This window comes from Bacillus sp. FSL K6-6540 (assembly GCF_038007545.1).
In genome coordinates this window covers 2,738,758-2,763,745 of the sequence record NZ_JBBOXH010000001.1, presented here as the reverse complement: position 1 = coordinate 2,763,745, position 24,988 = coordinate 2,738,758, and the positions used below count along the sequence as shown (strand labels likewise).

Sequence of the window (24,988 nt, the reverse complement as noted above, 5' to 3'; positions counted from 1 at the left end):
GGCTCACTCCTTTGTCGTTTACGATGTGGGATGAAGCACGTTAGCTTTGCTCCTTCTTATTTAACCGCCAACGTATTGATTATATAGCGATCTAGCCTTGGCGATATCCGATGTGCCATGCACCAGGGTTCTGCCGTCTTGAAATATAACCAAACGGTGCGGACTTGCCTGAAAAATGATCATATATGGGGTAACGGTAGCTTTTCCTTGAGGCAGGCTGTTCAATCGATCCGCCATCTCCTCCAGTTGAAGCTGCATGGGTCTGCCCGGCCGGATCTGCACGGTGTCCCTGCCGCACAGCACTTCGCTTTTATCGGCATGCTCAGCCGACAGATAAGGGTATGTCGGTTCCTCGCCGCATGTGGAGCAGTCCGATTTTTTTGCACGGTCTACTCCAAATTCCAACTGTTCGTTACGCCATAAATCAAAAGACAGCATCTTTTTCCTCAAGGCTTGGCGGTTTCCGGATAATAGCTTCAGCGCTTCCATCGTTTGATGGGCAGCGACCATCTGTACCGCTTGGGGGAGAATGCCGTTAATGTCGCAAGTGTCGCCGCCTAAAGGAATCATTCCAACCAAACAGTTCAAACATGGGGTTTCTCCCGGTAAAAACGTATAACTCATCCCGGAGCTCCCGACACATCCCCCGTAAATCCACGGAATTCCATGCTTGAAACCGATGTCGTTCAAGATCAGCCGGGTTCCAAAATTATCGGTAGCGTCCATCATCAAGTCAACGCCTTGGCACAGCACCGACAATTCGTGCGCTCGTACATCCATAACGACACCTTCCACGCTGACGTCCGAGTTGATCTCGGATAACCGCTTGGCAGCAGCTACGGCCTTTGGCAGCCGGTTGATGGCATCTTGCTCGGTAAACAGCTGCTGACGCTGCAAATTGCTCCATTCCACGTAATCCCGGTCCACGATGGTCACGTGTCCGACGCCTGCGCGAACCAAGGTCTCCGACACGGCGCTTCCCAGCGCCCCTGCGCCTAGAACGAGCACGCGGCTGTTCCGGAGGCGAAGCTGTCCTTCCTTTCCCAATGGCGTGAACCGCTCTTGCCTGGAATACCGATCCTCTCTTTCCGCTTTAGCAGCCTCCTTGCCCTCCGAGGACTCCAAAGCAGTGTTCATTTGGTACCCCTCGAGGATTGCCTTCCCCCTGTTATCGTGTAATCCAGACATGTATGTTTCCTCCCGATCCATTTCTCCGAACATGCTAATGAGTTTGACTTTCATAAAATCAGACTAAAAGCTATTCATGATCAAAAATACCCATCCCGTAAAGAGGATGGGCGGTTTAACGAATTTCGCCTTAATACAATCGGGTATTCAGCGCCTTTTCAAGGATACCACGATGACGCAGTATCCAGGCAGCGCTCCGAGCTCTCCAGGCGATCCCCCACAACAGACCTTCCGTTTCCGGCGATACCTGCTGCTCAATGGCTTCTTCAGCCGTTTCCCGCACGACCACCTCTACGATCATATCCAACAAGTCCGTTCGAAGAGAAGGTTCGACGCCATAAGCGTCAACCAATAAACGGAGCTGCCTTGCACGGGCATTAGCATCCGGCAAGCCGACTCTTTCGGCAACATCATCATCGTGCAGCTGCGGAAAGAGCCAGCAAACCCGGGCTAACTCAACAAGCGGATGTACAGGTCCCGCGAATTCCCAGTCAATTAAAGCGTAAGGCATCCCATCGCGGGTAACCATATTCCAAGGCGCAATATCACCATGGCTATATACAACCCCGGCATCGCCTAGTTCACGTAGAAACCACGGTTTCCATACTCCCTGGGGACCCGGCGAGAATGTAGCGGAAGCGTCATGAAGCTGACGTAATAATCGTCCTACAGCGACGATGGCTTCATCGCTCCAAGGTCCGGGATGAACAAATTCGCCCTCTACATAACTTAACGTCTCTTGACCTTCCTCATTCCGACCCGAGTCAATAATATCGGGCAGGGACGTAAACCCTGCTTGCTTCAAATGCCTTAATAAGGAGTGTACGGACGGGGTCCATTCCCCGCATGGTCGATACACAACCTGACCTCGTCGTACAACCGACTTCTCGGCGGAGAGAATAAGGCTCTCTCCCTGTCCTGTTGGATTTTCCGAATTCATGAACTCGTCTCCCCTTCGGAAGGGAATAACACGGTTAATGGGGCTATGGAAGTGTATTCCCTTCATATATTGATGCCCCGATGGTCAAATCCATGTCTTCCATCAACATCTCCTCCGTTCATGTCAAGTTGCTTATAGCATATCATAAAAAAGGATTCATCCATAGCAGGACTGAGAGCCGCAGAGGATCGAGTAACGCCAAAAAGGATGACCAGCAGCGTGCTGCCGGTCATCCTTAAGGAGAAACGATTAAACTCGTTTAGATTCAGGTTCATCATCCAACTTGTGCGCTGGATTGTGATCCGTCAATTGGGTCAAGCGTTCTGGTTGGACCAATCTTCGACGTTCCAGATCTTCGTTACCCAATCTTCATAAAATTCAGGTTCGTGGGAAACCAACAAGATGGTGCCTTTGTATTCCTTCAAGGCACGTTTTAGTTCCTCCTTGGCCACAACGTCAAGATGGTTTGTCGGTTCGTCAAACAGAATCCAGTTGCTCTCGCGCATCAGAAGTTTACACAGACGAACTTTTGCCTGTTCGCCACCGCTAAGCGCCTTCATCGGACGGGTAATATGCTCGTTTTTGAGTCCGCAGCGAGCAAGGGCCGCACGAACCTCGTGCTGGTTCAAATGTGAGAATTCGTTCCACACGTCATCAATCGGCGTGATATTCCCCGGACGTACTTCCTGCTCGAAATAAGCGGGCACGAGAAAGTCCCCTTGATATGTCTTGCCCGAGAAGGCCGGGATTTTCCCTAAGATGGTCTTGAGCAGCGTTGATTTACCCACGCCATTACATCCGACAATGGCAATCTTCTCTCCGCGTTCGATCATGATGCTCATTTTGGGAAGCAATGGCCGATCGTAGCCGATCTCAAAATCAATGCCCTCAAATACCGTTTTACCGCTGGCGCGGGCTTCCTTGAAGTTAAACACGGGTTTAGCCGCTTCCTCAGGACGGTCAATCCGTTCCATGCGATCCAGCTGCTTCTCCCGGCTCTTTGCTCGGCCGGACGTGGAGTAGCGGGCCTTGTTCCGCTGAATGAAGTCTTCCTGTTTCTTAATGAACTCTTGCTGCTTCTCGTAGGCATCGATATGCTGATTCTTGTTGATATCGGCCATTTCCAGAAACTTCTCGTAGTTCGCTGTATAACGCGTTAATTTCGCAAATTCCAAATGATAGATGACGTCGACCACCTGGTTCATAAATTCCGTATCATGGGAAATCAAAATGAACGCATAAGGGTACTGCTTCAAATATTGAGTCAGCCATTCAATGTGCTCAACATCCAGATAGTTGGTAGGCTCGTCCAATAGAAGAACGTTAGGCTTCTCAAGCAGAAGTTTCGCCAGCAGCACCTTGGTGCGCTGCCCACCGCTTAATGTCGCCACATCGCGATCCAGGCCAATCACGGACAACCCTAGACCGTTCGCCATTTCTTCAACCTTTACGTCCAGCATGTAGAAATCCCCGATGTCCAGCTGCTCCTGAATCTCGCCCATCTGTTCGAGCAGAAGTTCCAGCTCTTCAGGAGTCGCATCACTCATCTTATTGGTGATTTCCATCATTTCTTTTTCCAGCTCCAGCAGGGGCAGAAAGGCATCCTTCAGTACATCGCGCACCGTTTTGCCCGGTGTCAGCTTGGTATGCTGATCCAAGTATCCGTAACGGATTTTCGGCGTCCACTCTACCTTGCCGCTGTCTTTAAGCAGCTGACCCGTCAAAATATTCATTAGCGTTGATTTGCCTACGCCGTTTGCTCCGACAAGACCGACATGTTCTCCGGCCAGCAAACGAAAAGATACATTCTTGAATAGAGTACGATCCCCGAAATTATGCGATACGTTCTCTACGGTCAATAAACTCATGGCTATAGTAACTCCTGTCTGTATAAAATGAACTTATTTCATGTTAATTTAGCGAATTGTACACAGTCAAGAGTTTATTGTAACACATCATCGAGTCTGGCCGAAACTACGATTTTCGGGGATCACGGGACACCGGGATTATAACAGCTTTTCTCATGATAACCGGCTGCCGCTGCTTCCTTGGCACTCGGAAACACCTCCTCCACCCGATCGTTGAATGAGCAGGTATCCCGATAATAATAGGGGAGCCCCCTGTCATCCACCGCGCCGAAATAGGTCGGAGCTTTAACGAGTCGGCCGCCTCCAAGCGCGTAGTTATTGTAATATTGTTCGCCCATGGGAATGCCTTGAATGAAAGCCATCATACCGATATCGTCAATCGTATTTACCCACTCTTCCTGGGAAATCAAAGGCAGCGTGAACGTATAAGAGATTCCGTTCCGCAGCGCAACTTGATTGTGGCGCTGTATGTAATAGGCAAGACGCTCTTGAACCGTATTCACGATGGTGATCCGCCGGACTTGTTCAAACACATCCTCATGATCCAACAAAGCCACGCCTGTTCTGCCAATGAGATCCTCCCGAAATCCAGAATGCCAGATAGAGGAATTGGATTCATATACCTGAACGTAAGAATCCAGCGTAAACTGAATGCTGTTGCCGCTGCCGTCATTCCAGGCATAAGGAATTTTGGGAGTCCATCGATGCTCCATAAGCTCCTCGCCGTCATCGTCAACATAGGGCTGTGATACAAACAAATAATACCCGTCATAGTCCAGCACAACGATGGCAGGAATATACCACCATAAGGCAGCTTGTGCAGCCTTGTCATCTCCGATCCCCATGTTGATATACAATGTCCGGGAAAATGACTCCAGCGCTTGTTCTTTATCCGCACGCATATACTTCACGGAATCATAAGCCGACTCCTTGGACTGCGTCTCGTTATCGTTCAGTTTCATCCCGCCGTCTTGAACGGCCGTGCGCAGAGCACCCGTATATTTCATCTCGGCAAACCGGACATCCTCCAGGCTCTCGGCGCGCATGCCTAGGATGAGAAACATGGGGAAGAACACGGCAGTAAACACGATGGCAAGATCAGTAATCTTCATTCAGAACCAATCCTCCGTATGGGAATGCGATAGCTGCTGTTCCTTCTGAATTGGATCCTGTCAACGCATCGAATATCACCAATCCGGGTGTGCGATTCAAGCTGGTGACGCTAACCTGAAAGTGATCGCCGGCAGTTAGACGGTAGCGGCGGCTATCATCGCTTTTATCCAGATTCGAGTCCGGGAACAGATACCCCATCAGATCATCCTGATAATAAGCATCATATACGACGGAATAACGGTTCAAGAATGATCCGGGATCCGAATGATCGGCATATTCCGGGTGGTATTTCTTGTGATGATGCTCCATCTCGACATTGTAAATGTTCCCTGTCGCCGCCAACTCTTGAAGGAAGTCATTGTACATGGTCGGGGTAATATATCCCTTAGTGCGAACACTGTCTACGAATTTGGTAACGGATTGATAAACGATGAGTCGTGACAGATCATCCTGTCTTCTTGCCATCTCGCCAGCGGGAACCAAATATAACAGAAGGAGCGCCAGAAATGCCGCAAACCATTTCGAAACCGAATTTGACATGGTTGTTACCTCGCTTTTACAAACTGGATCCGTTCTATTTCCCCATCCGCTCCCCGAATGTACTCCGCATGATACCGTGCGTTCAAGTCGATGATCGAAACATCCAGCTCCTCCGGATGACTGCCTGAATGGAACACCGTTCCATCCACATCAACGGTAAAGTCGCCTGCCTCTAATTCTCGCAGCGTAAACAAGACTTCGCTTCCTACATAGGTCAGCTTCCCGTTCTCGTTAGTCATCTTTACGGTTGTCACTCCGGCATGCTGCTCTTGAGTCATTCGGTCCGCGGCTGTTATCCCGCTACCAACCATTGCCTGAATATGGAAAGCATACAAGGATGCGCCGAGAAACAACGCCACCCCCGCAGCCAATTCTAGCATGCTTATTGTTGCATCTCGCAAGATTAGTCACCTTTCTATTCATAACTATTGATCGAATTTAATTCCCCGGATCACGTTGGAATTGTCTTTCACGATGGTCGCCCTAAACTTCCCGCTTGGGTTGACGTACTCCGGGCTTTTCTCATCCATGACGAGGTTGATATTCCCTTGCCTGGAATCCGGATTCAGAATCGATCCGTCCGACTCCAGTACGTTGCCGTACCATTGCCCTGCTTTATTTTTACCTGTTGCAATGAAAACGCCGAACTGATCCTTGTCCTTATATTTGCGCAGTGCATTCGTAACTTGAGAACCGCTGATCGTCGTTCCGTCATACACGGTAAAGGCTGCCTGGGACAGCTCCGTCTGTATATCCGAAAAATTGTTCTGGGCGGTTTTGGTTGCCTCCTGGGCCGAAATAAACAAAATGACAACGATCGTAATCAGGGCAATGGTCAAAAATATGCCTGCTGCAACCTTTAATGCGGATGATGCGTTATTCATTGAAATCTCCCTCATTTCCCTTATTGATTTTTATATGAACCTAGTGATTATCGTTTCAGTAGTGCTCAGGCCTTGTATTACTTCAAAGTCGTTGAATTTGCTCATAATACGTTTCCATTTGGGAGAAACTCATGCCGATCAGCGGAATGACAAGATACATAAAGATCAGCGCATACATCGGAGTAAAACCGATCATCCGCGCCCATGCGGCTTTCGTGTCGATCATCGCTTCATATTCCTGCTTGCGCTGCTCGAAGCTGAATATCATCTCCCCGTCGAGATCGTCGAATACGTCCTTGATCGGAACTTTATCCACCGCAAGGATCAGCTTGTCCACCAACCGTTGAAATTCGGGTAACCAGACGTCTTCCTTCAGCTCCAGTAAAGCCAACTGCGCGCCATGTTCATAGTGAAGCAGGCTTTTTTGAATGGGAACCTTGAAAATAACGGCGAACCGGTTAAGCCATTCCAATATAACTTCAACCGTGATTCGCTCCATACCGCGCAGGATCGATATGACCGTCTGAAATTGATATACTTCATGCCGCATTTCCATGTTTCGCACTTTCCGGTGAAAATACAGCAGCCACAGTGGCGCCCCATAACCTGCAATACCTGCCATGAAGGAGAGCAACAGCTCCCACCATTTCAAATACTCGCTATCATACCGCTTCAGCTTGGTCATGATTCGATCGGCTGCAATCTCAATTTGTTCCTTGGTCAAACCAACAGAATCTGTATCTCTTACGGCCTGTTGGATCTGGTCATGCGTTGCTTTCGTTGACATTTGCAGCTGCTCCATGATCACCCGATCCCGCCGGGCAGTCTCCTCTGCCTGCAAGCGCTCAACATCATTCATCTGTCCGAACAGAGAATGATTTAATGGAACGGGGACATATAACAAATGATGCCTAGACTGTACATGCAGTCCAACGGCCAGCGACAGCGCTAAAAAGAAACCGAGGAAAAAAAACGTTACCCTTCTGATATACAGCCACTCGAATTTGATTTTCGCATTGCTCTCCTTCAGCAGCCGAACCCGGCTGTCATATTTCATCGTGCCTGGGATCGGGGTCATGATCCCTACAAGCCAGCGAATAATAGGAATTCGGTACATTCTTTCTTCCCACGTCACTTTGCGTGTTACTGCCCGGTAATCGGTTTCCCGATTTTGCTGGAGCTTCTGGAGCAGGATGTAAGAAATCAGGATAATGACGTAAATGGATATCTTGGTCACAAATCCGAGCTTGCTCATGTAAAACTCATCCATTGACGGAAAACTGCTTCTCGCCCACCGTTCGATCGGTTTGGTAAAAAAAACCGGGGCCAGCGCAATTGCATTCAAACCCTTCATCAAGTAATCAAGCTTGTCTCTTCGCAATATTTCCAATTGGATTTCCTTGGTCAATCCGCTGAGCCCAAGAAGATAAATAGAGCCTTGTTTTCTCGCATGATCGCCAAACTCCATCACTAGATGGGAAATGCCCGCAAACGCCTTTAAATACCGGTTAGGCGCTACCTCATAATATCGCTCCAGCTCATCATTAGGATCTTGGGATACGAGGGCATTATAGATCCGATGGGCATGTATGGAGATTTCATGTCCCGAAGTCTCTGCCCCTTCATACAAAGCCTCCTCGACCATTCCATGCTGCTGATACTGATGACGGACGAGGGAGAACAATTCAACCGATTGAACAAGCAGCTTGCGCTCCAGCCGGTTAATGAACATCTCAACAAGCATATTGTTAATAACCACGGCGGCAAGGATGACTATCACGATAAATCCCAGGTCCGGATGACTCCATATCAGCAGCAGGGCAGTTAACCCGATAATCCCTGTAATCGCGCAGGCAAGCTTCACCGTCTCATACCGAAGCGAAATTTCATCGTAAGGATGGATGATCGCGATTCTCTGCCTGATCCGTTTGATATACGATTGGACGAGCGGGAGTTTCACTCCATACATATAAGCCAATTGGAACCATTGGCGGTATATACCGCGAACCGGTTTTCCTTCACCCGCATCGAACCTTCCGGCAAAATTCCCACGGTTTCCTCGTCTTCTGGACATCCACGACACCAAACCGAACGTAATCGAGAACAGCGTCAGGGATGTAATGAATATCAGGATTAACACGTCTTTAGAGGCCACGTTGTTCCCCCCAGCCCGAGTCCAGAAATATTCTGAATTCCTCCGCATCCTCCGGATGCATCTGCTCGGTCATTTCGCGTATGCTGATTTCGGATAGTTTGGCGCAAGCAATATATGCACCGTCCCGGTATTCAATCACATTGCGGGACACATAGCAGCGGTCCTCGTTCAGTCTCCGCATATGCTCTGCACTTAAATGAAAATACTCCTCCATGCTGCTCTTCCAATTATTTTCCGTAGAAGCTTCGAATTGCGGCAGAGCCCCCTTATCCACCGGAATGCACTCTGTAATTCGCTCTATGTAACGGTTACCGAAAGCGTCTCTTCTCATATGAATGTCAAAGTTGATCACGCTGACCACCTGCTGCTCGGCAATGTGCTCTTGCCTGAACGCGCCGCTCTTGAGCAGGGAGTTGCGCAGGGATTGAACCAAATCCCTGAATGTCTTGGCATGATGGGTAAATACGGTAAACAGACTTGCTACTTGAGACATCTGTATCATCCATGACGCAACCTCGTCGCTGGCGACCTCACCAAGGATATTGACCGTACCGTCCGTTTTCTTCTGCAGATCCAGCCCTGCCTGTCCGCTGATATGCTCCGTTTCCCTGAAGCTGAGAATGTTCCTGCGGCTGTAGATTTTCCTTAAGTGAAGCTCGAAGGCCATCTCCTGAACCCGGAGAGTATAGGAGGCATAGATATGGCCAACCATTGCCATCAGCAGCGTGGTTTTTCCTGATCCTTGAGCACCGGTAATCGCCGTAATCCGGCTGCCTCTCATCAAATATTTCAATAAACCGATCACCAGCTCGGAGCCGCTCCCCGTAATCAATTGATCAAGCGTAGCCTTGGGCAAATCGAACTTGCGTACAAAAAATGCCCAGGATTCGGCAAACGGTGGCCTTACCACAACAACCCTGGAGCCATCCTTCATCTCATTCACTTTGTAACCGCTGGCTTCCGACAGCTGTCCCGGATGATTATATTTGTATATGTTTTGACATACCCGCTTAAGCTCCAGCATCGAACCAAACGATAAAAAAGCAAGATGAAGCGAAACACCCCGGTAAAAAATCCAAACGCTCTCACAGCCTGATGCAGGCAATTCGGCATTCGAAAGACCTAGCCCCAAAAAATCATCCGGTCCGTAAAAGGTATTCTGTCCGCTGTCGCGGTCGACGGGAACGCCGCTGACTCCCCCACTGATCCCGTCAATCCGCTGATCCCTGATTTCATCCACGACGGAAAATCCTTTGTACTGCTGATAAATGCGCTGAACGACGATATCCAGCTTCTCCTGAAACAGAAGCGCACGCTGCTCTGACTCATAAATATAAGCAATGTCTTCCGCGGTAACCGCATAAACGCTGCCCTCCCCGTAACCGGGAATGACGCGAGGCCGCGCAAGATCGTATGTCTCCAGAAGTACGGATAAAGCATCCTCCCCGTGCCGCTGCTGGTACAGGTACAAGAGAATCTCGAATTGATCCTGGGCCGTTAATTCGGTTAGGCTTTCAAACGGAATGGCTGCATCAATGTTGGACTCGTTCAATCCCAAATCCTTGACAAGCAGCTGCTTTAAAAAATCCTTAACGTACGCCTTGTCCATCGCATCACCGGATACGCAGCCCTTGAGCGCGCTTCGCAACTCGCTCCGCTTGTTCAGCCTGCGGCGATACGCTTCTTCGTGCAGCCCTAAATCAGACAATTGGCTGTGCGTCAGCTGATGCAGGCTTTCCTTAACAAATGCCGTCATGGCTTCGATCGAATAAGGATCCGAGCCCCGCGTAATAGCAGCCGCCGGTTTACGGGTATCCATATAACGCAGATAGATAAACAGCATGACTAACAAAACCAGGATGATGATCCACATCGTGTTCAAGGCGTTACCCAAAAGCATGCAGGCCCCCCGCTTTCGAACGGCCGGTCGGAAGTCCGAGCTGTTCAGCCGACGCTTCAGCCAGTTGACGGACGGCATTATACAGTGAATTCAAACCTTTGAGGTCCGCGCCCCCACGGTTGCGCTGCATGTAGGGAATAATCGAACTCATATTCCATGCATCCGTCATGCGGGAGCAATACGGAACGCCAACCGCCATCGTTTTGATTCCAAAGCGGCGCTTCATATTTTGCAGTGTGCAGCTGCTCTCCCGGTCATATTTGCCGATCATGTACAAGCAGTCTTTTTCCTTCAGCTCCGGAGGAAGTCTTTCCTTCTCAAGCTCTCTCTTCAGGACATGCAAATTCTGATTCAATCCAACGATGATCAAGTCTGCCGCTTGAAGTATTGCACGATCCGCAGCTCGAGGAACACCATTGCCGGCATCCGCTACGGTAACGTCATAACTTCGTTTGGAGGACGCCAAGACCTTGACCATCAGTTCAGTTCGATTCACGCCTTCCGCATGTCTAGAAGCACTGAAATCATTGGCCGACGTCGGCTTCGGTCCGCACAAAAGATCTAGCCGATCAGACAGCAGCGGCAGAGCATAATTGCGGACATTATCCGGATTCAGCCTCCCGCTTGCATTGAGCCGTTCGAGGGCATCCAATCCGGTATCCTGAAACGCCGCCATATAATCGAACGCTTCCTCCTTCAGCGCAAAGGCCTGTTCCACTCGTTCTCCTGCTTGTCCACCATGGGCAAGCAGCACTTTGACCTGGTATTCAAACGCCAATACGATCGGTAAACATGCGGCCAACAGCGTGCTGCCGCTCCCGCTTTTTAATGGGCTCCATACAGCAATCAGACTCATGCATGCCTCCTTCCCGCTTGCCTAAACGCCCGGCGGATATGCCGCTGCTCCATCTCCGTCAGGATCCGAATCAGTTCGGTAAGCGACCGCTTATACTGTCGTGACAATGGCTTGATGCCCAGTCTACCTGCATGTTCATTTTTTATTTTCAGCGCAAAAAACAACTCATCCCAAGGCATCTTCACAGGGGGGCCCAGCCATTGAATCCGGCTATCCTCCATAAAGCCTTCAATATAGGACCCGTCCGCCAGGTCTTCGATAACCTGTACGTATACGCGATGGAAAGGCGGCAGCGGGTCATCTGTTCTTGCGGCTCTTAGTTCATCCAGCAAGGCCGCGCTCTTTCGCAATCCCGTTACTTCGAATCCGCTGACCCAAACATGGGCATCCGCCGTATCCCACTGATCCTTGTCCATAAATTGCGGCTTCTCCACGTCCATCACAATATAGTCATATTTCTTCTCATTCATTTCTTCCAGATAATCCATCAGTGACGTATAACTCCCAAATCCTGTTGCCACGTCGAAACCGGCAAACTCCATGACCGGCAGCTGTGGATGCATTACGCTAATGCAATGTCTGTACTTCGCATCTATCGCGCCATCGACGAGCAGCACCCTGCTGTCTCCATTGGCTAGTATTTTGCACATGTATAGGAGCATATCGCTCTTGTCACAGATGCCCGAAAATATCCACCTCTTCACTTTGGTTACACTCCTTCGCTTACCAACTGTTCTCCGGGGCTCACGTTGTCATTTCTACTGACTCGAAAATATGAAATCAGCCTCTGGCGGTGTCTTATCACTGCCGTTCTGGGAATCTATCCTCCCGGTTGACCCCAAAATCTGCTCGGCCTCCGAAGCCTTCTCTTCCCGAAGCGTAACCTCCGTATTCACGTCATCGTCCGGGAGAATGCCATCGGAACTCGTTCCGGTAGCGGATTTTGCAGGGGGATTTATATGGGATGCCGGGCTCCAAGAATCCGGACTCCTGGCTCCGCCAGCATAGGCGGAATTAGGAGGCATGTCGGACACTTGCGCCTGCTGACTCGGCTGGAGTTTGCTTAAATCATCTTCCAGCGTGTTTCGGAGCGTAAGCTCCAATTGCTTCTCGGCTTTCTTCACGATATTCGGGTTGCTTGCAATCAGCTTCGTCACCTCCGCGTTCGGCGGATAGTTCGGAATCGCTCTCTCTTGCAGCTCGGGTTCTACATAGGTAAGCGCATAGAGCGTAGCATCATGCAGATAAGCGTCAACCAATGCGCTGGAGAGCAATAAGATTTCCTGCTCGCTTAACGTTGTCCAAAATGCCGGATTTTGGAGCCTGTCAATCTTCTTTTTGGATAAAACGATGTAATCCTGTCCGGTTGGAAACTGGACTCTAACATCAATGACATCCCCCTTGCGCAAGTCGCTTGGCAGATATACGGATTTCATCTCCCGGTGACGGAGATCGGGCCGAGTCGGCTCCTCTTCAAAGAGCATCGCGCCGGTAATCGGCATTCCCTGAAGCAGCTCGATCTTGGCGCCCTTCCCCGCGATCTCTTCCCTGCCCGAGAAGAGATTGCCGGACGTGCCGTCATACGGCAAACGCACTTCCTTGATGTCCTTGGCCTCAATGAAATGACCAGGCGGAATATCTCTTACCGGGACCCATGCCGCCTGCATCGAATTGAGCTGCTGCAGCTGGGTCTCTTCAAGCTCCGCGATTCGCTGCTCGTATTGGGTGCGCTCCACGTGCCGCTGTTCTTTAGAGCCGTGCACATAATACAACATGGCGCCGGCACATACAGCCCCAGTTACGGCTGCGCCGGCAAGTCCGGCAAATATCAGTTTGCGGCTTCGCCTCCTGATAATCGGCATGGCTTCATCTCCTTCAGTTCAAATGCGGTCAATTCTTTAAAAACCTGAATCTTCGCTTCCGTTCAGCCTGCGGCAAGTAGTCCTGAAAGAGCCGGGCGAACGCCTGCCGACTGCTGTCAGGTATTTCGAAAGGGTCCAATTGCAGGGGTAAGGCATAAACCTTATTCGTGCCTAGCGTTTTCCTCATCTCCTGAATCGTTTCTTCTCCGGCAAGGGGCAGGGCATAGATCCGGCCCGGCTGCGGGTGCCTGGACAGCATTCGGGCCAGCGTTGCCACATCATGCCGCCTCCACTCCGCTCCCGACCCGATAACAATCGGCAGATCGGCCCGCAGGAATTCCTCCAGCCTTTCGCTGTCCCTGTACGCCCCCAAATCCAATACAACCGCATCGTAACTGCCCCCGAGCAGCGAAATCACTTCCGTCCTCGCTGTTTGGCGCCAAAAGTGGATCCCGTTAATCTCGAATTTGCGGATAGAGCCGAGCCTTCCGCCCTCCGCTATTTCCTGTATGCGGCTGAACGAGGTGGATTTGGCGCTCATTTCAACGACGGCTACCTTTCCGTACCTTGAAGCAAGGAAATGTCCGAAGGCGATGCAGCTATGCGTGGTTCCTACGCCGGATGATGCACCTAGTACGGCCGCAACAAGCGTCCCGGGCACCGTGCTGGTTTGGACCGCAGATAGATTCGCGGAAATCGAATGCTGCCGCTTCAGCGCGGACCGAACTTCAGCTGTCGATTGATATCGATGCTCCGGAGCATATTGAAGCAGCTTTCGGATAACCGGCACTAACTCTCTTGGCAAATCGCCGCGAATATGGCGCTCCACTCCCGTGATCCATTCGCTGAATTTGCCGCCGGTCGAGAGATAAAGCAGAAGCGCCCCCAATCCGTACAAATCCGATCTGGCATCGCTTTGCCTGCCTCCGTATTGCTCCGGTGCCGCAAATCCGACCGTGCCGAGCTTGACCGTATCCTCGCCGCTATCATACTTGTAGCTTCTCGCGATTCCGAAATCGATGAGTCGGACTTCCAGCTGATCGGTCAGCATGATGTTCGAAGGCTTTAAATCCCTGAATATGACTTGGGGCTCGTGAAGGTGAAGATACTCCAGGACGTCCAGCAGCTGCTCTGTCAGCTCCATGATGAAGTCCGGATTCACGTTCCCACGGTAACCCCGGAAATATTTTTCCAATGTCATGCCTTGAATGTAATCCATAACCAAATAGGTATAGCCGTTGTCCTCATCACGAAAAAAATCGACGATGCGCGGCAGACGCGGATGGCTCAGTTTAATCAGAAGCTGTGCCTCATCCTGAACGGTGCGCTGCATACCCGGTTCAGACAAAGTCTCCTTCACCGCCCATTGCTTCCCAGGCAGCTTCAGATCTTCGGCCAGATATACACAGCTCATGCCCCCTTCGCCGATGACGCGGTCAATGACGTAACGCTCACCCAATACATCCCCATGCACCAATTTGCAAGGCTGATTCATCTCAATGCCCTCTCCTCTGACTTACAAGCACAACAAAAAAAGGAAAGCACTCCGCTCTATCACTGAAACGTGATCATAGCGGGATGCTTTCCCTTTAGTTGCCGTTGGTTAATTTTGGAATCATTATAGAACAAAACACTTGAACTTGTAAAGGCTTTTTTAATACTTAATCATATAAAGCGTAATCTCGTCCCGATTATGGAACAACTGCTTCGCTCCCTGAATCTGCATTCTGGACGCTTCAAATACCGACATGATCTCCTTCACCAATGCCATTGGCTTCTTGGTCAGCAGCTTAACCGTAACGACGGCCGTGCCGCCCGTTTCAAGGCTGTGCAGCAGCCCGGTCACCATTCGGGCCATCAGTTTGGGGCTCCAGCTCATATCGCATACCAGCAGATCGAATTCATGCTCTCTAAACGTTACGTCCGCAGCATTTTTATGGATGACACGCAGGTTTTTATGCCCATCCAGGGAGGGGTGCATTTTCGCCGGATCTACCGCCGTAACCTGCAAGCCGCGTTCCAATAAAAAGGATGTCCAGCCTCCAGGCGCTGCTCCGATATCGACAGCCTTGCGGAACGTATCGAAGGGTATCCCGAACTGCTTCTCGGCTTCAAGCAGCTTAAATTTGGCTCTTGAGATTTGACCCTCTTCCCGCTGAAAACGGACCGCGCCTCCGTTCCAATCCGACAGATTGTCCTCCGGACGCGACACACCGGCATACCAGACATTGTCAGCAGCGAATAGTGAAATGATCCATTCGGGTGCCTGGACCGTGTATTCCAGCTCAAGCGGTGCCAAGCGAAGCTGCAAATCGTCCCGAAGGGCTGCGGGGCTCTCAGTCCATGAGCTGTTCTCCGTCTTGCGGATTTGGATGGATGCGCGGCTTTGGCTAATCTCCTCCCGCTTCAGCACATGATCTGCTGTCAATTGCAGCGCTGCGTCTACGGATTCGGCCGCGATTTCCCATTGTACCGGAAAGAGATGCCGCAGGAAAATAGGCGGCTTTGACGTAATCAGCCGCTTAGCCTCAGCTTCGGAGCTGCCGAGTGTCATCAAAAACACCTCGCCTGGCATCATCATGGTGCTTTTTAGGCTGCCAAACATCCGGCGCAGCTCTTCCTGGGCATACGGAGCGAAACCATGATTTGCTGTGCATACCCATTTACTGTGAAAATCCCGATGGTTCTGATTCTGTTCCTCATGTTCCTGCATTACGTTTAATTCGTCCAAACGGATTAACCTCCAGAAATAACTTTGATCCAGGGACGTCCGCCATCCCATTCCAGCTGAGCGTCGATATCATAAGTTTGTTTGATAAGTTCATGGTTTAATACTTCATCTTTGCGTCCCGCGGCCGTCAACCGCCCGTCTTTAATAAGCGCCACATGAGTAAATAAAGGGACAATCTCCTCGACATGATGCGTGACGTACACGACCGTAATATTACGCTGCCTCAGCCGGTCAATCTCATGCAGCATCTTCTCCCGTTCATACAAATCCAAACCGGCACACGGTTCATCCATAATCAGAATCTTCGGATTGGACATGAGGGAGCGTGCCAGCATCACTTTTTTCCGTTCCCCTTGAGACAAGGTCCCGAGAGGCAGCTCCGCCAAGCGGCCGAAATCCATTTCGTTCAGCAGGCTGTAGGCTAAACTTCTGGCCTCTTCCGGAATGTCCTGATAAAAGCGTAAAAAGGCATACGCCCCTGTTGCCACAACCTCCCACACCGGGTCGCTCAGCGTCAATTTCTCCAGCAGCGATTGGCTGATATAACCGATGGATTTACGAACCTCCCGAACGTCACATTGGCCGTATACATGGCCCAGCACTTCTACGCGTCCACTGGAAGGGAACATATATCCCGTCATCATTTCCAGCAGCGTCGTTTTGCCGGATCCGTTCCTGCCCAGGATCACCCAATTTTCACCCGGCTTCATTTCAATGCTGACATCATTCAAAATGTGGCGGTTCCTACGAATGAGCGACAGGTGCTGCAAAGAAATCATGGCTTCACGCTCCTTACAAAACTGACGATATCCTGCACGGAGCCCATCCGGTAAAGCACTTCAGCGTTTGCGCCAGGGCTTGATGGGATCGCGAGCAGCGCCGGAACGCTTCGAATTTGATACCGTTCCACGATGCCCGGAAGGAAATTCACGTCCGCTGCCAGCATCTGTACATCGGGCACCACAAACTCCACGACATCCAGCATCTTACGCGCTGCCGCGCAAGTACCGCATAATGGCGTATGCAAAAAAACGATGACAGGATCCGCCTTCGCGTCACGCTTCATCAGACGCTCCTGCCATTCCAGCCTCTCCAACAGTTCGCGCTGCGTAACCTCAATCATCTTGAACCTTGGGCGACTTCCCGCAGCACGGATTCGGGCATCGGTCCATTGTGGACCTTGACGCTTTTTGGCATGTGCTCATACAGCAGCTCATACATTTTTCTTCTGCCCGACGGGCTTGAGGTGTGCAAATATATTTCATTAGCCTGTAGATTCTCGGCAATCATGGCCGCAACGACGTCGCCGCCGTTCATTTGGCCATGCCCGAGTTCAAAATCAAGCGACAGAACGTCCACTTCGCATTCACGGAGCATCAGCAAACATTCTTCCCCGTTTCGAGCCAGCGCGAATCCTTTCGGATTGGGGCGCCAGTCGTCTAAATAAAGATGAATCATCCTACCCTCTCCCTATCAGGACCAGGACAGCACCTTGGCAATGTCTTCCCGATGCGTGCCGTCAGCTCCTTTTTCACTTTCCAGGACAAAAGCCTTACCCGCAAGTTCCGGTGCCAGAACCAGGCGCTTCAATGCTTCTGTTCCTATCATGCCTTGCCCGATGCGGGCATGGCGATCTTTTCTTGAGCCGGCTCCATATTTCGAATCGTTTAAATGAACGGCTACCGCCGATTCCCAATAGGCTAGCTCCTTGCCTCTGGCAAGGAGCTCATCCGTATTCGATAAGTCCCAGCCTCCGGCGGCAAACAAGTGGCAGGTATCCAGACAAAAGCCTATTTTTTCCGGATAATCGGCAAGCTGTCTAACCTTAACGCACTCTTCAAGCGTCATTCCCATAGCTCCATGGTCTCCCGCCTGATTCTCGATCAGTAGCTTGGCCCTGCCCGCCCAGGAAGCCAGCACATCATTCATGCAGCGAATAATGTTCTGGTACCCTTCAAGCACGTTCTGGCTCTTGAGATGCCCAAAATGTACAACGATGCCCAGCGACCCGCAAGCCTCGGCAATCATAAGATCATTCTTAAGGGAATCCACGGTCAACCGATAAAATTCTTCTCCCCGGGTCAAACCAACCGCCATATTCGTTGGATAAGGCGTGTGCGCGATCGAGACGAGCCCCTGCTCCTGACAAAACTTCGCGCAAGCCGCAGCATTGCGGACATCCGGCGTCTTCAAGTGAAGGCTGCGCGGATTTTTCGGAAAATACTGATACGCCAGTGAACCGATCCCGGCTGCATGCTGGGCTGCCGCAAGAAATCCGCCCCGTGTGCTGACATGACTTCCAATCCGGACTTTAGACTTCATGCTGGCAATTCGGGCAAAAGAAAACTTTGCGCGAGGCGTGCTCCGCCTTCACGATCGGCGTACCGCAGCGAACGCAGGGTTCTCCTTCACGATCGTACACTTTGCATTCGTCGTTATAAGCACCTGTCAGCACATCCCCTTCCTGAAAGGGCATTTCCATGTATCCTCCGCCGTCCGTCGCCTCGTGCATCACTTTGACGGTGCTGTCGTACAGCTGCTCAAGTGACTCCTCCGGCAAATCCTGAATTTTGGATAGCGGGTGGATTCGGGCATCAAAAGCGATCTCGTCCGCATAACAGTTGCCGATGCCGGCGACGACTTGTTGATTGACCAACGTCGTTTTTAAGGCGCCCCGCCGTTTTCCAATCAGTTCGACGAAACGCGCTTTGGTCATTCGCCGATCCAGAAGCTCAGGACCAAGGTCTTTTAGGGCGTTCTCGGTTTCCCTCGCTGTTAGAAAATGCAGATAACCCAGGCGAAGGCCGATAAAATACAGCACCTGGTCACCGAAAGTGATCTCGACCTGAGTCGAACGGGAAGGGCGCTCCTCATCATCCCTGCGTCCCAGATACAAAATGCCCCCCAGCATCAGATGCAGCAGGAGTCTGCCTCCGTTATGCAAATGGAATATGAGGTGTTTGCCTCTCCGCTCCACAAAAATGACCTTGCTTCCCTTCAGGGCCGAAGTAAACTCGTCAATCGTCACATTCAAGGATTTTTCACGGTTCACGACCACATCGGTGATCGGCACATTCAGAATGCTCTGAGATAACAATCTTCGGTAATTCTCCATTTCCGGCAGTTCCGGCATGATTCATCTTCCCTTTCGTCAACACACAAGTTTATGTATAATACTTTTGCTTATCATGAACACAGCAGGCTGATCACTTCGTTCAAATCCCGGCATATATAGTCTGGCGTGACGCCGGCGGCTTCCATATGCGCTTCCATATTGCGATCGGTCGTGATTCCGGTCATGACGAGGACCGTCTTGCAGCCGGCATGCACGCCAGCGGCAATATCCGTACGAATATTATCTCCGATTACATAAGTTTCTTCCGGAGCCAAACCCAAGCGATCCGAGGCATACTTCATCAAGATCGAGGACGGCTTACCGATAACCGTCGGCTTAACTCCCGAAGCGGCCTCGATCGAAGCCCCAAGCGAGCCAGCACCAGGCATCAGGCCGGTATCGGATGGCAGCTGCAGATCCGGATTGGTCAAGATCGACACAGCTCCCTCCTGAATCCAGCGAACGGCACGGGTCAACTTATCGTAATCAAACGAGCGGTCGATTCCTTGAATGACGTATTCAGGGGACTGCTCCACGATGGTAAGGCCAGCGGACAACAGCGCTTCGCGAAGTCCCTCTTCGCCGAGCATCGCCACCTTGGCACCGGGCGACTCCTCAGCGATATATTTAGCTGCAGCGAAGGAGGATGTGCATACTTCCTCCGGCAAGGCAGGAATCCCCATCTCCATCAGGTGAGCCGCCACCTGCTCCGGCGTGCGCGAAGAATTGTTCGTTACATACAGGAACGGAATCTGCATTTCTTTCAACCGCTCGATCAGCAGGTCAGCCCCCTCGATTCGATTCCGGCCATGGTACAGCGTTCCGTCCAGGTCAATCAGCAATCCTTTTGGTTTTTCCATGAATAAATGCACCTTCTTTATTTCTTTCCTTCACGGCATAAATGATTCATCTGATGAAAAGGTGACCATTCAAGGCCGTGTCGTAAGGGTTAATCATCATAAATATATGTATGGCTGCAGGCATTCAACTGTCCTTTACTATAATGAACTTAGAAATACCGATAGTATTATTGTAAAGAAGCCCATTACCGGTTGCAAGGTTCATGCCGATCGCTTCATTCTGACGGTCGACGCGTCGAAAGAAATCGAAGACTGTCCAAGTCTTAGCGTTTATGAACCGCTTTGTCGCATCCTGCGCTTTCCCGGAAAATAATGCCCCCGACCACCCGATATTTCCACGTAATTCACCGCTGTGCATGCCTAGGAACGCTGGATAGGATACAACCCGAAATCCTCCGCCAATCGCGTATTCGCAAATATCTCCCTCGCTTCGTTTAGCAGCGGCTGTAAATGATCGATATCCTTATACCGAGAGCTGAAGTGGGTCAAGAACAGCGCTTTTACCCCAGCCCGTTTAGCCGCTTCCGCCGCCTGTTTGGCGGTACTGTGATAGTATTCGTGCGCGAGCTCCGACAGATCCTCCATGAATGTGGCCTCATGGACCAGGAGATCCGCGTCCTTGGCCAAAGCCTCCACGCCTGCGCATGGCCGCGTATCCCCGAGAATCGTGACCACCCTCCCTTTTTTCGGTGTCAGGAGCACATCCGAGGCATGAATCCATCGGCCGTCGCCGAGTTCCACGCTTTCCCCTCTTTTCAGCTTGCCATAGAGCGGCCCTGGCTTGAGTCCATAGTCCGCCAACCGTTTCAGGTCCAGACTGCCGGGGAGATCCTTCTCCACGACACGGTAGCCGTAACTCTCGGCCCTGTGATCCAGCTTGGCCGATTCCACGAGGAAATTATCGTCCTCAAACAACACGCCACCGGTGTGCTCGATGACCTCCATCGTATAAGGGACGCGCGATTGGCTGATGCTCAGCGTAGTTTCAATGAAGACTTTGATGCCTGGGGGACCATATATCGTCAGGGGTGATGTTACCCCTTGGGCACCTCGGCTGGATAGCAAACCTGGCAAACCGAATACATGATCACCATGCATATGGGTAATGAATACCTTTTCAAGCTTGGACAGCTTGAGCGGGGACTTTAATATTTGATGCTGCGTGCCTTCTCCACAATCAAACAGCCACAGACTTCTTCGTTCTTCCAGCATTCGCAGTGCAATCGAGGTCACGTTACGCTGCAGCGTCGGAACCCCCGCATTTGTTCCTAGAAAATAGAGTTCCATCCCTCTTCTCCCCTTTCGGTTGTAAACCGGAGAAATCCCCCGAAACATTCGGAGGATTTCAAACCGGCTGTACCGGTATTCAAATGTTAAGCTTTATCCACGTTAAAATAATGAGCCTCCGGATGGCTGAACACCATCGCGGATACCGACGCCTCCGGTTCCATCATGAAACCCTCGGTAAGATGAACGCCGATATCTTCTGGCTGCATCAATTTGAATAAAGGCTCCTGATCCTCCAGATCCGGGCATGCCGGATATCCGAAGGATACGCGAATGCCTTGGTATCTCGCTCCCAGGCGCTGTTTCATCGTCATGTCTGCCGGATCGGGGTATCCCCACGTATCCCGCATCATATGGTGAATTCGCTCTGCCAGCCCTTCAGCCGTTTCCAGGGCAACCGATTGAAGTGCATGGGAACGGAGATAGTCGCCTTTATCCTTCCATTCCCCGGACAATTTCCCGACGCCGTGCCCTGCCGTAACGACCAGGAACCCGACGTAATCCATCACCCCGCTGTCTACGGATTTCAGGAAGTCCGCCAAGCACAGATGCGGCTCCACCTGCTGCCTTGGAAACGTAAAGGTATGCAATATTTTTGATGCATCCTTTGGATCGTATATGATGATATCATTTCCTCGCGACTGCGCCGGGAAGAAACGGTACATGGCATGTGCCTGTATGATTCCCGATTGAACTGCCTCTTCCAGAATGCCGTCAACGGTTTCCTTAAGCGATACCGCCTTCGGATCATTGGCTTTGAGCAGTTGTTCCACGGATCCTTTAAGGCCTAAATGATGTCCCAACAGCATTTGCATGTTGATATAAGGCAGGATGTGCGAAATCGGATAATTCCGGAGCACATGCCGCTCCATATCCGGCGGTATATACACCGGGGCTTCGGTCGATATCTTGGATCGGAGTCCTTCAGACAGCTTCGGCATTACTTTTACAACTTGTGGCGCCGCTGCATCCGCTTCCTGCTCCGCCTTAATCTCTTCCGCCATTTGGGTCCGCAGCACCGGATCGCTCAGCTGGTTGGCCAATGCAAGCCCGTCCATCGCGTCTTTCGCGTAGAGCACCATTCCGTCATATTCGGGGCGAATGCGCGTCTTCGTGAACTTCCGCGTCAACGCGGCCCCGCCAACCATGATCGGAACGCTAATGCCCGCGTTTTTCAAGTCCTGGGCGGTGGATACCATCTGCTGTGCCGATTTGACCAACAAACCGGATAACCCGATGGCGTCAGGCTGCTCCCGCCGGTAAGCCTCGATAATTTGCTCCGGTGGTACTTTTATACCCAAATTAATGATTTGGTAACCATTGTTGGACAAGATGATCTCCACCAGGTTTTTTCCGATATCATGGACGTCGCCCTTCACGGTGGCCAGCATGATTTTCCCTTTGACCGACGACTCGTTTTTCTCCATAAAGGATTCCAAATACGCCACGGAGGCTTTCATCACTTCGGCGCTTTGCAGCACCTCCGCCACAATGAGCTCGTTGTTGTTAAACAAGCGGCCAACCTCGGTCATCCCTGCCATTAGCGGGCCATTAATGATCTCCAGCGCGCCGTATTTGGTCAAGGCTTCATCCAAATCAGGAATCAGGCCTTCCTTGGAGCCTTCCACCACATAAGAGGCAAGTCTTTCTTCCAGCGTCAGATTGGATACCTTTACCTTCTTCTCTACCTTTTTATCCCGGAACGCGGCGACGAATGCCGCCAGCGTCTCATCATTGGTTCGATAAATCAGATCCTCCGCCAGACGCCGCTCTTCCTCCGGAATGGAGGCATAACGCTCGAGCTTTTCCGTGTTCACGATTGCGTAGTCCAATCCGGCCTTCGTGCATTCGTACAGATACACGGAGTTCAGCACTTCACGGCCCGCTTCCGGCAATCCGAAGGAAACGTTGCTGATGCCGAGGATCGTATGCACTTTGGGCATGGCTTCTTTTATCATGCGAATGCCCTCAATCGTTTCCTTGGCTGATCCGATGTACTGCTCGTCACCCGTACCTACAGGGAACACAAGCGTGTCGAAAATAATATCCTCAGGCGAAATGCCGTATTTGTTCACCAAGAGATCATAAGACCGCTGCGCCACCTTGAGCTTGTCGTCGCGATGGATCGCTTGGCCGCTCTCATCGATGGTCCCTACGACGACCGCTGCGCCGTATTTGTGCACCAACGGAGTCACATGCTCAAATTTCTCCTCGCCGTCTTCAAGGTTAATGGAGTTAATGATCGCTTTCCCTTGCGAATATTGCAGGGCCAAGTCAATGACCGCCGGATCGGTTGTATCGATCATCAGCGGCACCTTCACCTTTTTCACCACCAGCTCCAGGAATTGGATCATATCCTCGGCTTCTTCGCGATCCGGATCCTGTACGCATACATCAATGACATGGGCGCCATTCTTGACTTGAGCACGAGCGATCTCGGAGGCTTCCTCATATTTTCCTTCCACGATCAAACGCTTAAATTTGCGCGAACCCAGAACATTTGTTCTCTCGCCCACCATATACGGGCGGTTTTCCTGCTCGATATATACCGGCTCGATGCCGGACAATGCCGGCAAGTGCCCACCCTCAAGCGGACGTGGGGTGAAGCCATCCATCGTTTGTTTTAAAGCCCGGATGTGGTCAGGTGTCGTACCGCAGCATCCTCCAGCGATGTTAAGCCAACCTTTTTCAGCAAAAGCCCCCATCTTTTGGGCAAGCGATTCAGGAGATTCATGGTATTGACCATTCTCGTCAGGCAGACCCGCATTCGGATAACAGCTGATCGCGCTTCTCGACATTTCGGACAAGGAACGGATATGGTCGCGCATGAACTCCGGACCCGTTGCACAGTTCAGGCCGATGGATACCGGATTCAAGTGTTCCAAAGAAATGTAAAACGCCTCGATGTTCTGTCCCGCAAGCGTTGTTCCCATCGGTTCGATTGTGCCGGATATCATGATGGGAAGGGTGACGCCTGTCTTATCAAACGCTTGTCGAATCCCAATGCTCCCCGCTTTCACGTTTAGCGTATCCTGCGACGTCTCGAGCAACAGGGCATCCACGCCGCCTTCAATCAAGGCCACGGCTTGCTCCTCGTAACTCTCGATCAATTCGGCGAAGGTCACGCCGCCGGTAACCGACAGCGTCTTGGTTGTCGGACCCATCGCTCCCACGACATATCGCGGGCTGTCCGGCGTGGAATATTTCTCAACTGCAGCGCGGGCCAGATGAGCCGCTTTCAGGTTGATTTCCCGGGCAAGTTCAGGTATATCGTATTCAGCAAGCACAACGGAGGTTGCGCCAAATGTATTGGTTTCAATCAGGTCGGCACCTGCTTCAAGATATTGTTCATGTATTTTTTGAATGACGTCGGGCCGATGAATGACCAGCATTTCATTGCAGCCATCCAGCTCCGGGCCGCCAAAATCTTCAGCCGAGAGGTCCTCTTGCTGGATCATCGTGCCCATGGCACCGTCAAGAATTAATATTCGTTCTTTAAGCACTTCTTGTAAGCTAGGCTTGTTCAACTCATAAACCTCCCCCGAAAACGTTAAATCTTAGTGTATCAGAATACTTTTCAATAGAAAAGTCGAAATATTGCGCAGCTATCGGTACAAATCAACATTTGCAGATGACAAATGCTGTGAGGGGGGCTATAATACATATTAATCCAACGGGAGAAAGAGGGT

General features: G+C 51.1%; 22 protein-coding genes. All 22 read right to left on the bottom strand.

Annotated elements, in window-relative coordinates; genetic code table 11:
* Positions 1-60 precede the first annotated feature (60 nt).
* The 22 genes from MHH82_RS12390 to metH all read right to left on the bottom strand — a co-directional run bounded on the left by MHH82_RS12390 (position 61) and on the right by metH (position 24,826).
* On the bottom strand, positions 61-1,137 hold the full coding sequence (locus tag MHH82_RS12390; protein WP_340969918.1) for a ThiF family adenylyltransferase: 1,077 nt from the start codon (positions 1,135-1,137) through the stop codon (positions 61-63).
* A 181-nt stretch (positions 1,138-1,318) separates the two neighbouring features.
* A complete protein-coding gene (locus MHH82_RS12385) occupies positions 1,319-2,128 on the bottom strand; it encodes an aminoglycoside phosphotransferase family protein (RefSeq protein ID WP_145035699.1) in 810 nt (269 codons plus the stop codon).
* 314 nt (positions 2,129-2,442) lie between these two features.
* Positions 2,443-3,996 (bottom strand): ABC-F family ATP-binding cassette domain-containing protein, encoded by a 1,554-nt coding sequence (locus tag MHH82_RS12380; RefSeq protein ID WP_036665385.1) that lies wholly within the window; start codon positions 3,994-3,996, stop codon positions 2,443-2,445.
* Positions 3,997-4,118: 122 nt separating this feature from the next.
* The gene (locus MHH82_RS12375) at positions 4,119-5,108 is read right to left on the bottom strand and encodes a hypothetical protein (protein WP_015734691.1); all 990 of its coding nucleotides are present in this window, start codon (positions 5,106-5,108) and stop codon (positions 4,119-4,121) included.
* Positions 5,095-5,649, bottom strand: a complete 555-nt coding sequence (locus MHH82_RS12370; RefSeq protein WP_015734690.1) for a hypothetical protein — start codon at positions 5,647-5,649, stop codon at positions 5,095-5,097. The genes MHH82_RS12375 and MHH82_RS12370 overlap by 14 nt, the downstream gene beginning before the upstream one ends.
* 5 nt (positions 5,650-5,654) lie before the next feature.
* A complete protein-coding gene (locus tag MHH82_RS12365) occupies positions 5,655-6,050 on the bottom strand; it encodes a hypothetical protein (RefSeq protein WP_235201886.1) in 396 nt (131 codons plus the stop codon).
* A gap of 24 nt (positions 6,051-6,074) precedes the next feature.
* Complete coding sequence (locus MHH82_RS12360) at positions 6,075-6,533, bottom strand: hypothetical protein (protein ID WP_009596009.1); 459 nt, start codon at positions 6,531-6,533, stop codon at positions 6,075-6,077.
* Positions 6,534-6,615: 82 nt separating this feature from the next.
* Complete coding sequence (locus MHH82_RS12355; protein ID WP_340965863.1) at positions 6,616-8,688, bottom strand: hypothetical protein; 2,073 nt, start codon at positions 8,686-8,688, stop codon at positions 6,616-6,618.
* Positions 8,678-10,588, bottom strand: coding sequence for an ATPase, T2SS/T4P/T4SS family (locus MHH82_RS12350; RefSeq protein ID WP_340965862.1), 1,911 nt, complete (start codon positions 10,586-10,588; stop codon positions 8,678-8,680). Before MHH82_RS12350 ends, MHH82_RS12355 begins: the two co-directional genes overlap by 11 nt.
* Positions 10,575-11,444, bottom strand: coding sequence for a hypothetical protein (locus MHH82_RS12345; RefSeq protein ID WP_340965861.1), 870 nt, complete (start codon positions 11,442-11,444; stop codon positions 10,575-10,577). The genes MHH82_RS12350 and MHH82_RS12345 overlap by 14 nt, the downstream gene beginning before the upstream one ends.
* Positions 11,441-12,148, bottom strand: coding sequence for a hypothetical protein (locus tag MHH82_RS12340; protein WP_015734685.1), 708 nt, complete (start codon positions 12,146-12,148; stop codon positions 11,441-11,443). Before MHH82_RS12340 ends, MHH82_RS12345 begins: the two co-directional genes overlap by 4 nt.
* Before the next feature lie 54 nt (positions 12,149-12,202).
* Complete coding sequence (locus MHH82_RS12335) at positions 12,203-13,306, bottom strand: SAF domain-containing protein (protein WP_340965858.1); 1,104 nt, start codon at positions 13,304-13,306, stop codon at positions 12,203-12,205.
* A 28-nt stretch (positions 13,307-13,334) separates the two neighbouring features.
* Positions 13,335-14,801, bottom strand: a complete 1,467-nt coding sequence (locus MHH82_RS12330) for a serine/threonine protein kinase (protein WP_015734683.1) — start codon at positions 14,799-14,801, stop codon at positions 13,335-13,337.
* Between the two features lie 159 nt (positions 14,802-14,960).
* Positions 14,961-16,037 (bottom strand): SAM-dependent methyltransferase, encoded by a 1,077-nt coding sequence (locus MHH82_RS12325; protein ID WP_015734682.1) that lies wholly within the window; start codon positions 16,035-16,037, stop codon positions 14,961-14,963.
* A gap of 5 nt (positions 16,038-16,042) precedes the next feature.
* The gene (locus tag MHH82_RS12320; RefSeq protein ID WP_340965854.1) at positions 16,043-16,816 is read right to left on the bottom strand and encodes an ABC transporter ATP-binding protein; all 774 of its coding nucleotides are present in this window, start codon (positions 16,814-16,816) and stop codon (positions 16,043-16,045) included.
* The gene (locus tag MHH82_RS12315; RefSeq protein WP_015734680.1) at positions 16,813-17,160 is read right to left on the bottom strand and encodes a thioredoxin family protein; all 348 of its coding nucleotides are present in this window, start codon (positions 17,158-17,160) and stop codon (positions 16,813-16,815) included. The genes MHH82_RS12320 and MHH82_RS12315 overlap by 4 nt, the downstream gene beginning before the upstream one ends.
* Positions 17,157-17,495 (bottom strand): cyclic-phosphate processing receiver domain-containing protein, encoded by a 339-nt coding sequence (locus MHH82_RS12310; protein WP_015734679.1) that lies wholly within the window; start codon positions 17,493-17,495, stop codon positions 17,157-17,159. Before MHH82_RS12310 ends, MHH82_RS12315 begins: the two co-directional genes overlap by 4 nt.
* Positions 17,496-17,510: 15 nt before the next feature.
* Positions 17,511-18,359, bottom strand: coding sequence for a deoxyribonuclease IV (locus MHH82_RS12305; RefSeq protein ID WP_096773381.1), 849 nt, complete (start codon positions 18,357-18,359; stop codon positions 17,511-17,513).
* The gene (locus tag MHH82_RS12300; RefSeq protein WP_015734677.1) at positions 18,349-19,170 is read right to left on the bottom strand and encodes an Fpg/Nei family DNA glycosylase; all 822 of its coding nucleotides are present in this window, start codon (positions 19,168-19,170) and stop codon (positions 18,349-18,351) included. Before MHH82_RS12300 ends, MHH82_RS12305 begins: the two co-directional genes overlap by 11 nt.
* 53 nt (positions 19,171-19,223) lie before the next feature.
* Positions 19,224-20,012 carry a TIGR01457 family HAD-type hydrolase gene (locus MHH82_RS12295; RefSeq protein WP_340965852.1) on the bottom strand — a complete coding sequence of 263 codons (789 nt, stop codon included), beginning with the start codon at positions 20,010-20,012 and terminating at the stop codon, positions 19,224-19,226.
* Between the two features lie 360 nt (positions 20,013-20,372).
* Positions 20,373-21,299 carry a ribonuclease Z gene (gene rnz / locus MHH82_RS12290; RefSeq protein ID WP_145035684.1) on the bottom strand — a complete coding sequence of 309 codons (927 nt, stop codon included), beginning with the start codon at positions 21,297-21,299 and terminating at the stop codon, positions 20,373-20,375.
* Positions 21,300-21,385: 86 nt separating this feature from the next.
* Positions 21,386-24,826, bottom strand: coding sequence for a methionine synthase (gene metH / locus MHH82_RS12285; protein WP_340965849.1), 3,441 nt, complete (start codon positions 24,824-24,826; stop codon positions 21,386-21,388).
* Positions 24,827-24,988: the final 162 nt, after the last annotated feature.

Bases quoted from the DNA above. Each gene is read 5' to 3' on its own strand.
- MHH82_RS12390 (WP_340969918.1), bottom strand. From the start codon at position 1,137: ATGAACACTGCTTTGGAGTCCTCGGAGGGCAAGGAGGCTGCTAAAGCG.
- MHH82_RS12385 (WP_145035699.1), bottom strand. From the start codon at position 2,128: ATGAATTCGGAAAATCCAACAGGACAGGGAGAGAGCCTTATTCTCTCC.
- MHH82_RS12380 (WP_036665385.1), bottom strand. From the start codon at position 3,996: ATGAGTTTATTGACCGTAGAGAACGTATCGCATAATTTCGGGGATCGT.
- MHH82_RS12375 (WP_015734691.1), bottom strand. From the start codon at position 5,108: ATGAAGATTACTGATCTTGCCATCGTGTTTACTGCCGTGTTCTTCCCC.
- MHH82_RS12370 (WP_015734690.1), bottom strand. From the start codon at position 5,649: ATGTCAAATTCGGTTTCGAAATGGTTTGCGGCATTTCTGGCGCTCCTT.
- MHH82_RS12360 (WP_009596009.1), bottom strand. From the start codon at position 6,533: ATGAATAACGCATCATCCGCATTAAAGGTTGCAGCAGGCATATTTTTG.
- MHH82_RS12350 (WP_340965862.1), bottom strand. From the start codon at position 10,588: ATGCTTTTGGGTAACGCCTTGAACACGATGTGGATCATCATCCTGGTT.
- MHH82_RS12345 (WP_340965861.1), bottom strand. From the start codon at position 11,444: ATGAGTCTGATTGCTGTATGGAGCCCATTAAAAAGCGGGAGCGGCAGC.
- MHH82_RS12335 (WP_340965858.1), bottom strand. From the start codon at position 13,306: ATGCCGATTATCAGGAGGCGAAGCCGCAAACTGATATTTGCCGGACTT.
- MHH82_RS12330 (WP_015734683.1), bottom strand. From the start codon at position 14,801: ATGAATCAGCCTTGCAAATTGGTGCATGGGGATGTATTGGGTGAGCGT.
- MHH82_RS12320 (WP_340965854.1), bottom strand. From the start codon at position 16,816: ATGATTTCTTTGCAGCACCTGTCGCTCATTCGTAGGAACCGCCACATT.
- MHH82_RS12315 (WP_015734680.1), bottom strand. From the start codon at position 17,160: ATGATTGAGGTTACGCAGCGCGAACTGTTGGAGAGGCTGGAATGGCAG.
- MHH82_RS12310 (WP_015734679.1), bottom strand. From the start codon at position 17,495: ATGATTCATCTTTATTTAGACGACTGGCGCCCCAATCCGAAAGGATTC.
- MHH82_RS12305 (WP_096773381.1), bottom strand. From the start codon at position 18,359: ATGAAGTCTAAAGTCCGGATTGGAAGTCATGTCAGCACACGGGGCGGA.
- MHH82_RS12300 (WP_015734677.1), bottom strand. From the start codon at position 19,170: ATGCCGGAACTGCCGGAAATGGAGAATTACCGAAGATTGTTATCTCAG.
- MHH82_RS12295 (WP_340965852.1), bottom strand. From the start codon at position 20,012: ATGGAAAAACCAAAAGGATTGCTGATTGACCTGGACGGAACGCTGTAC.
- rnz (WP_145035684.1), bottom strand. From the start codon at position 21,299: ATGGAACTCTATTTTCTAGGAACAAATGCGGGGGTTCCGACGCTGCAG.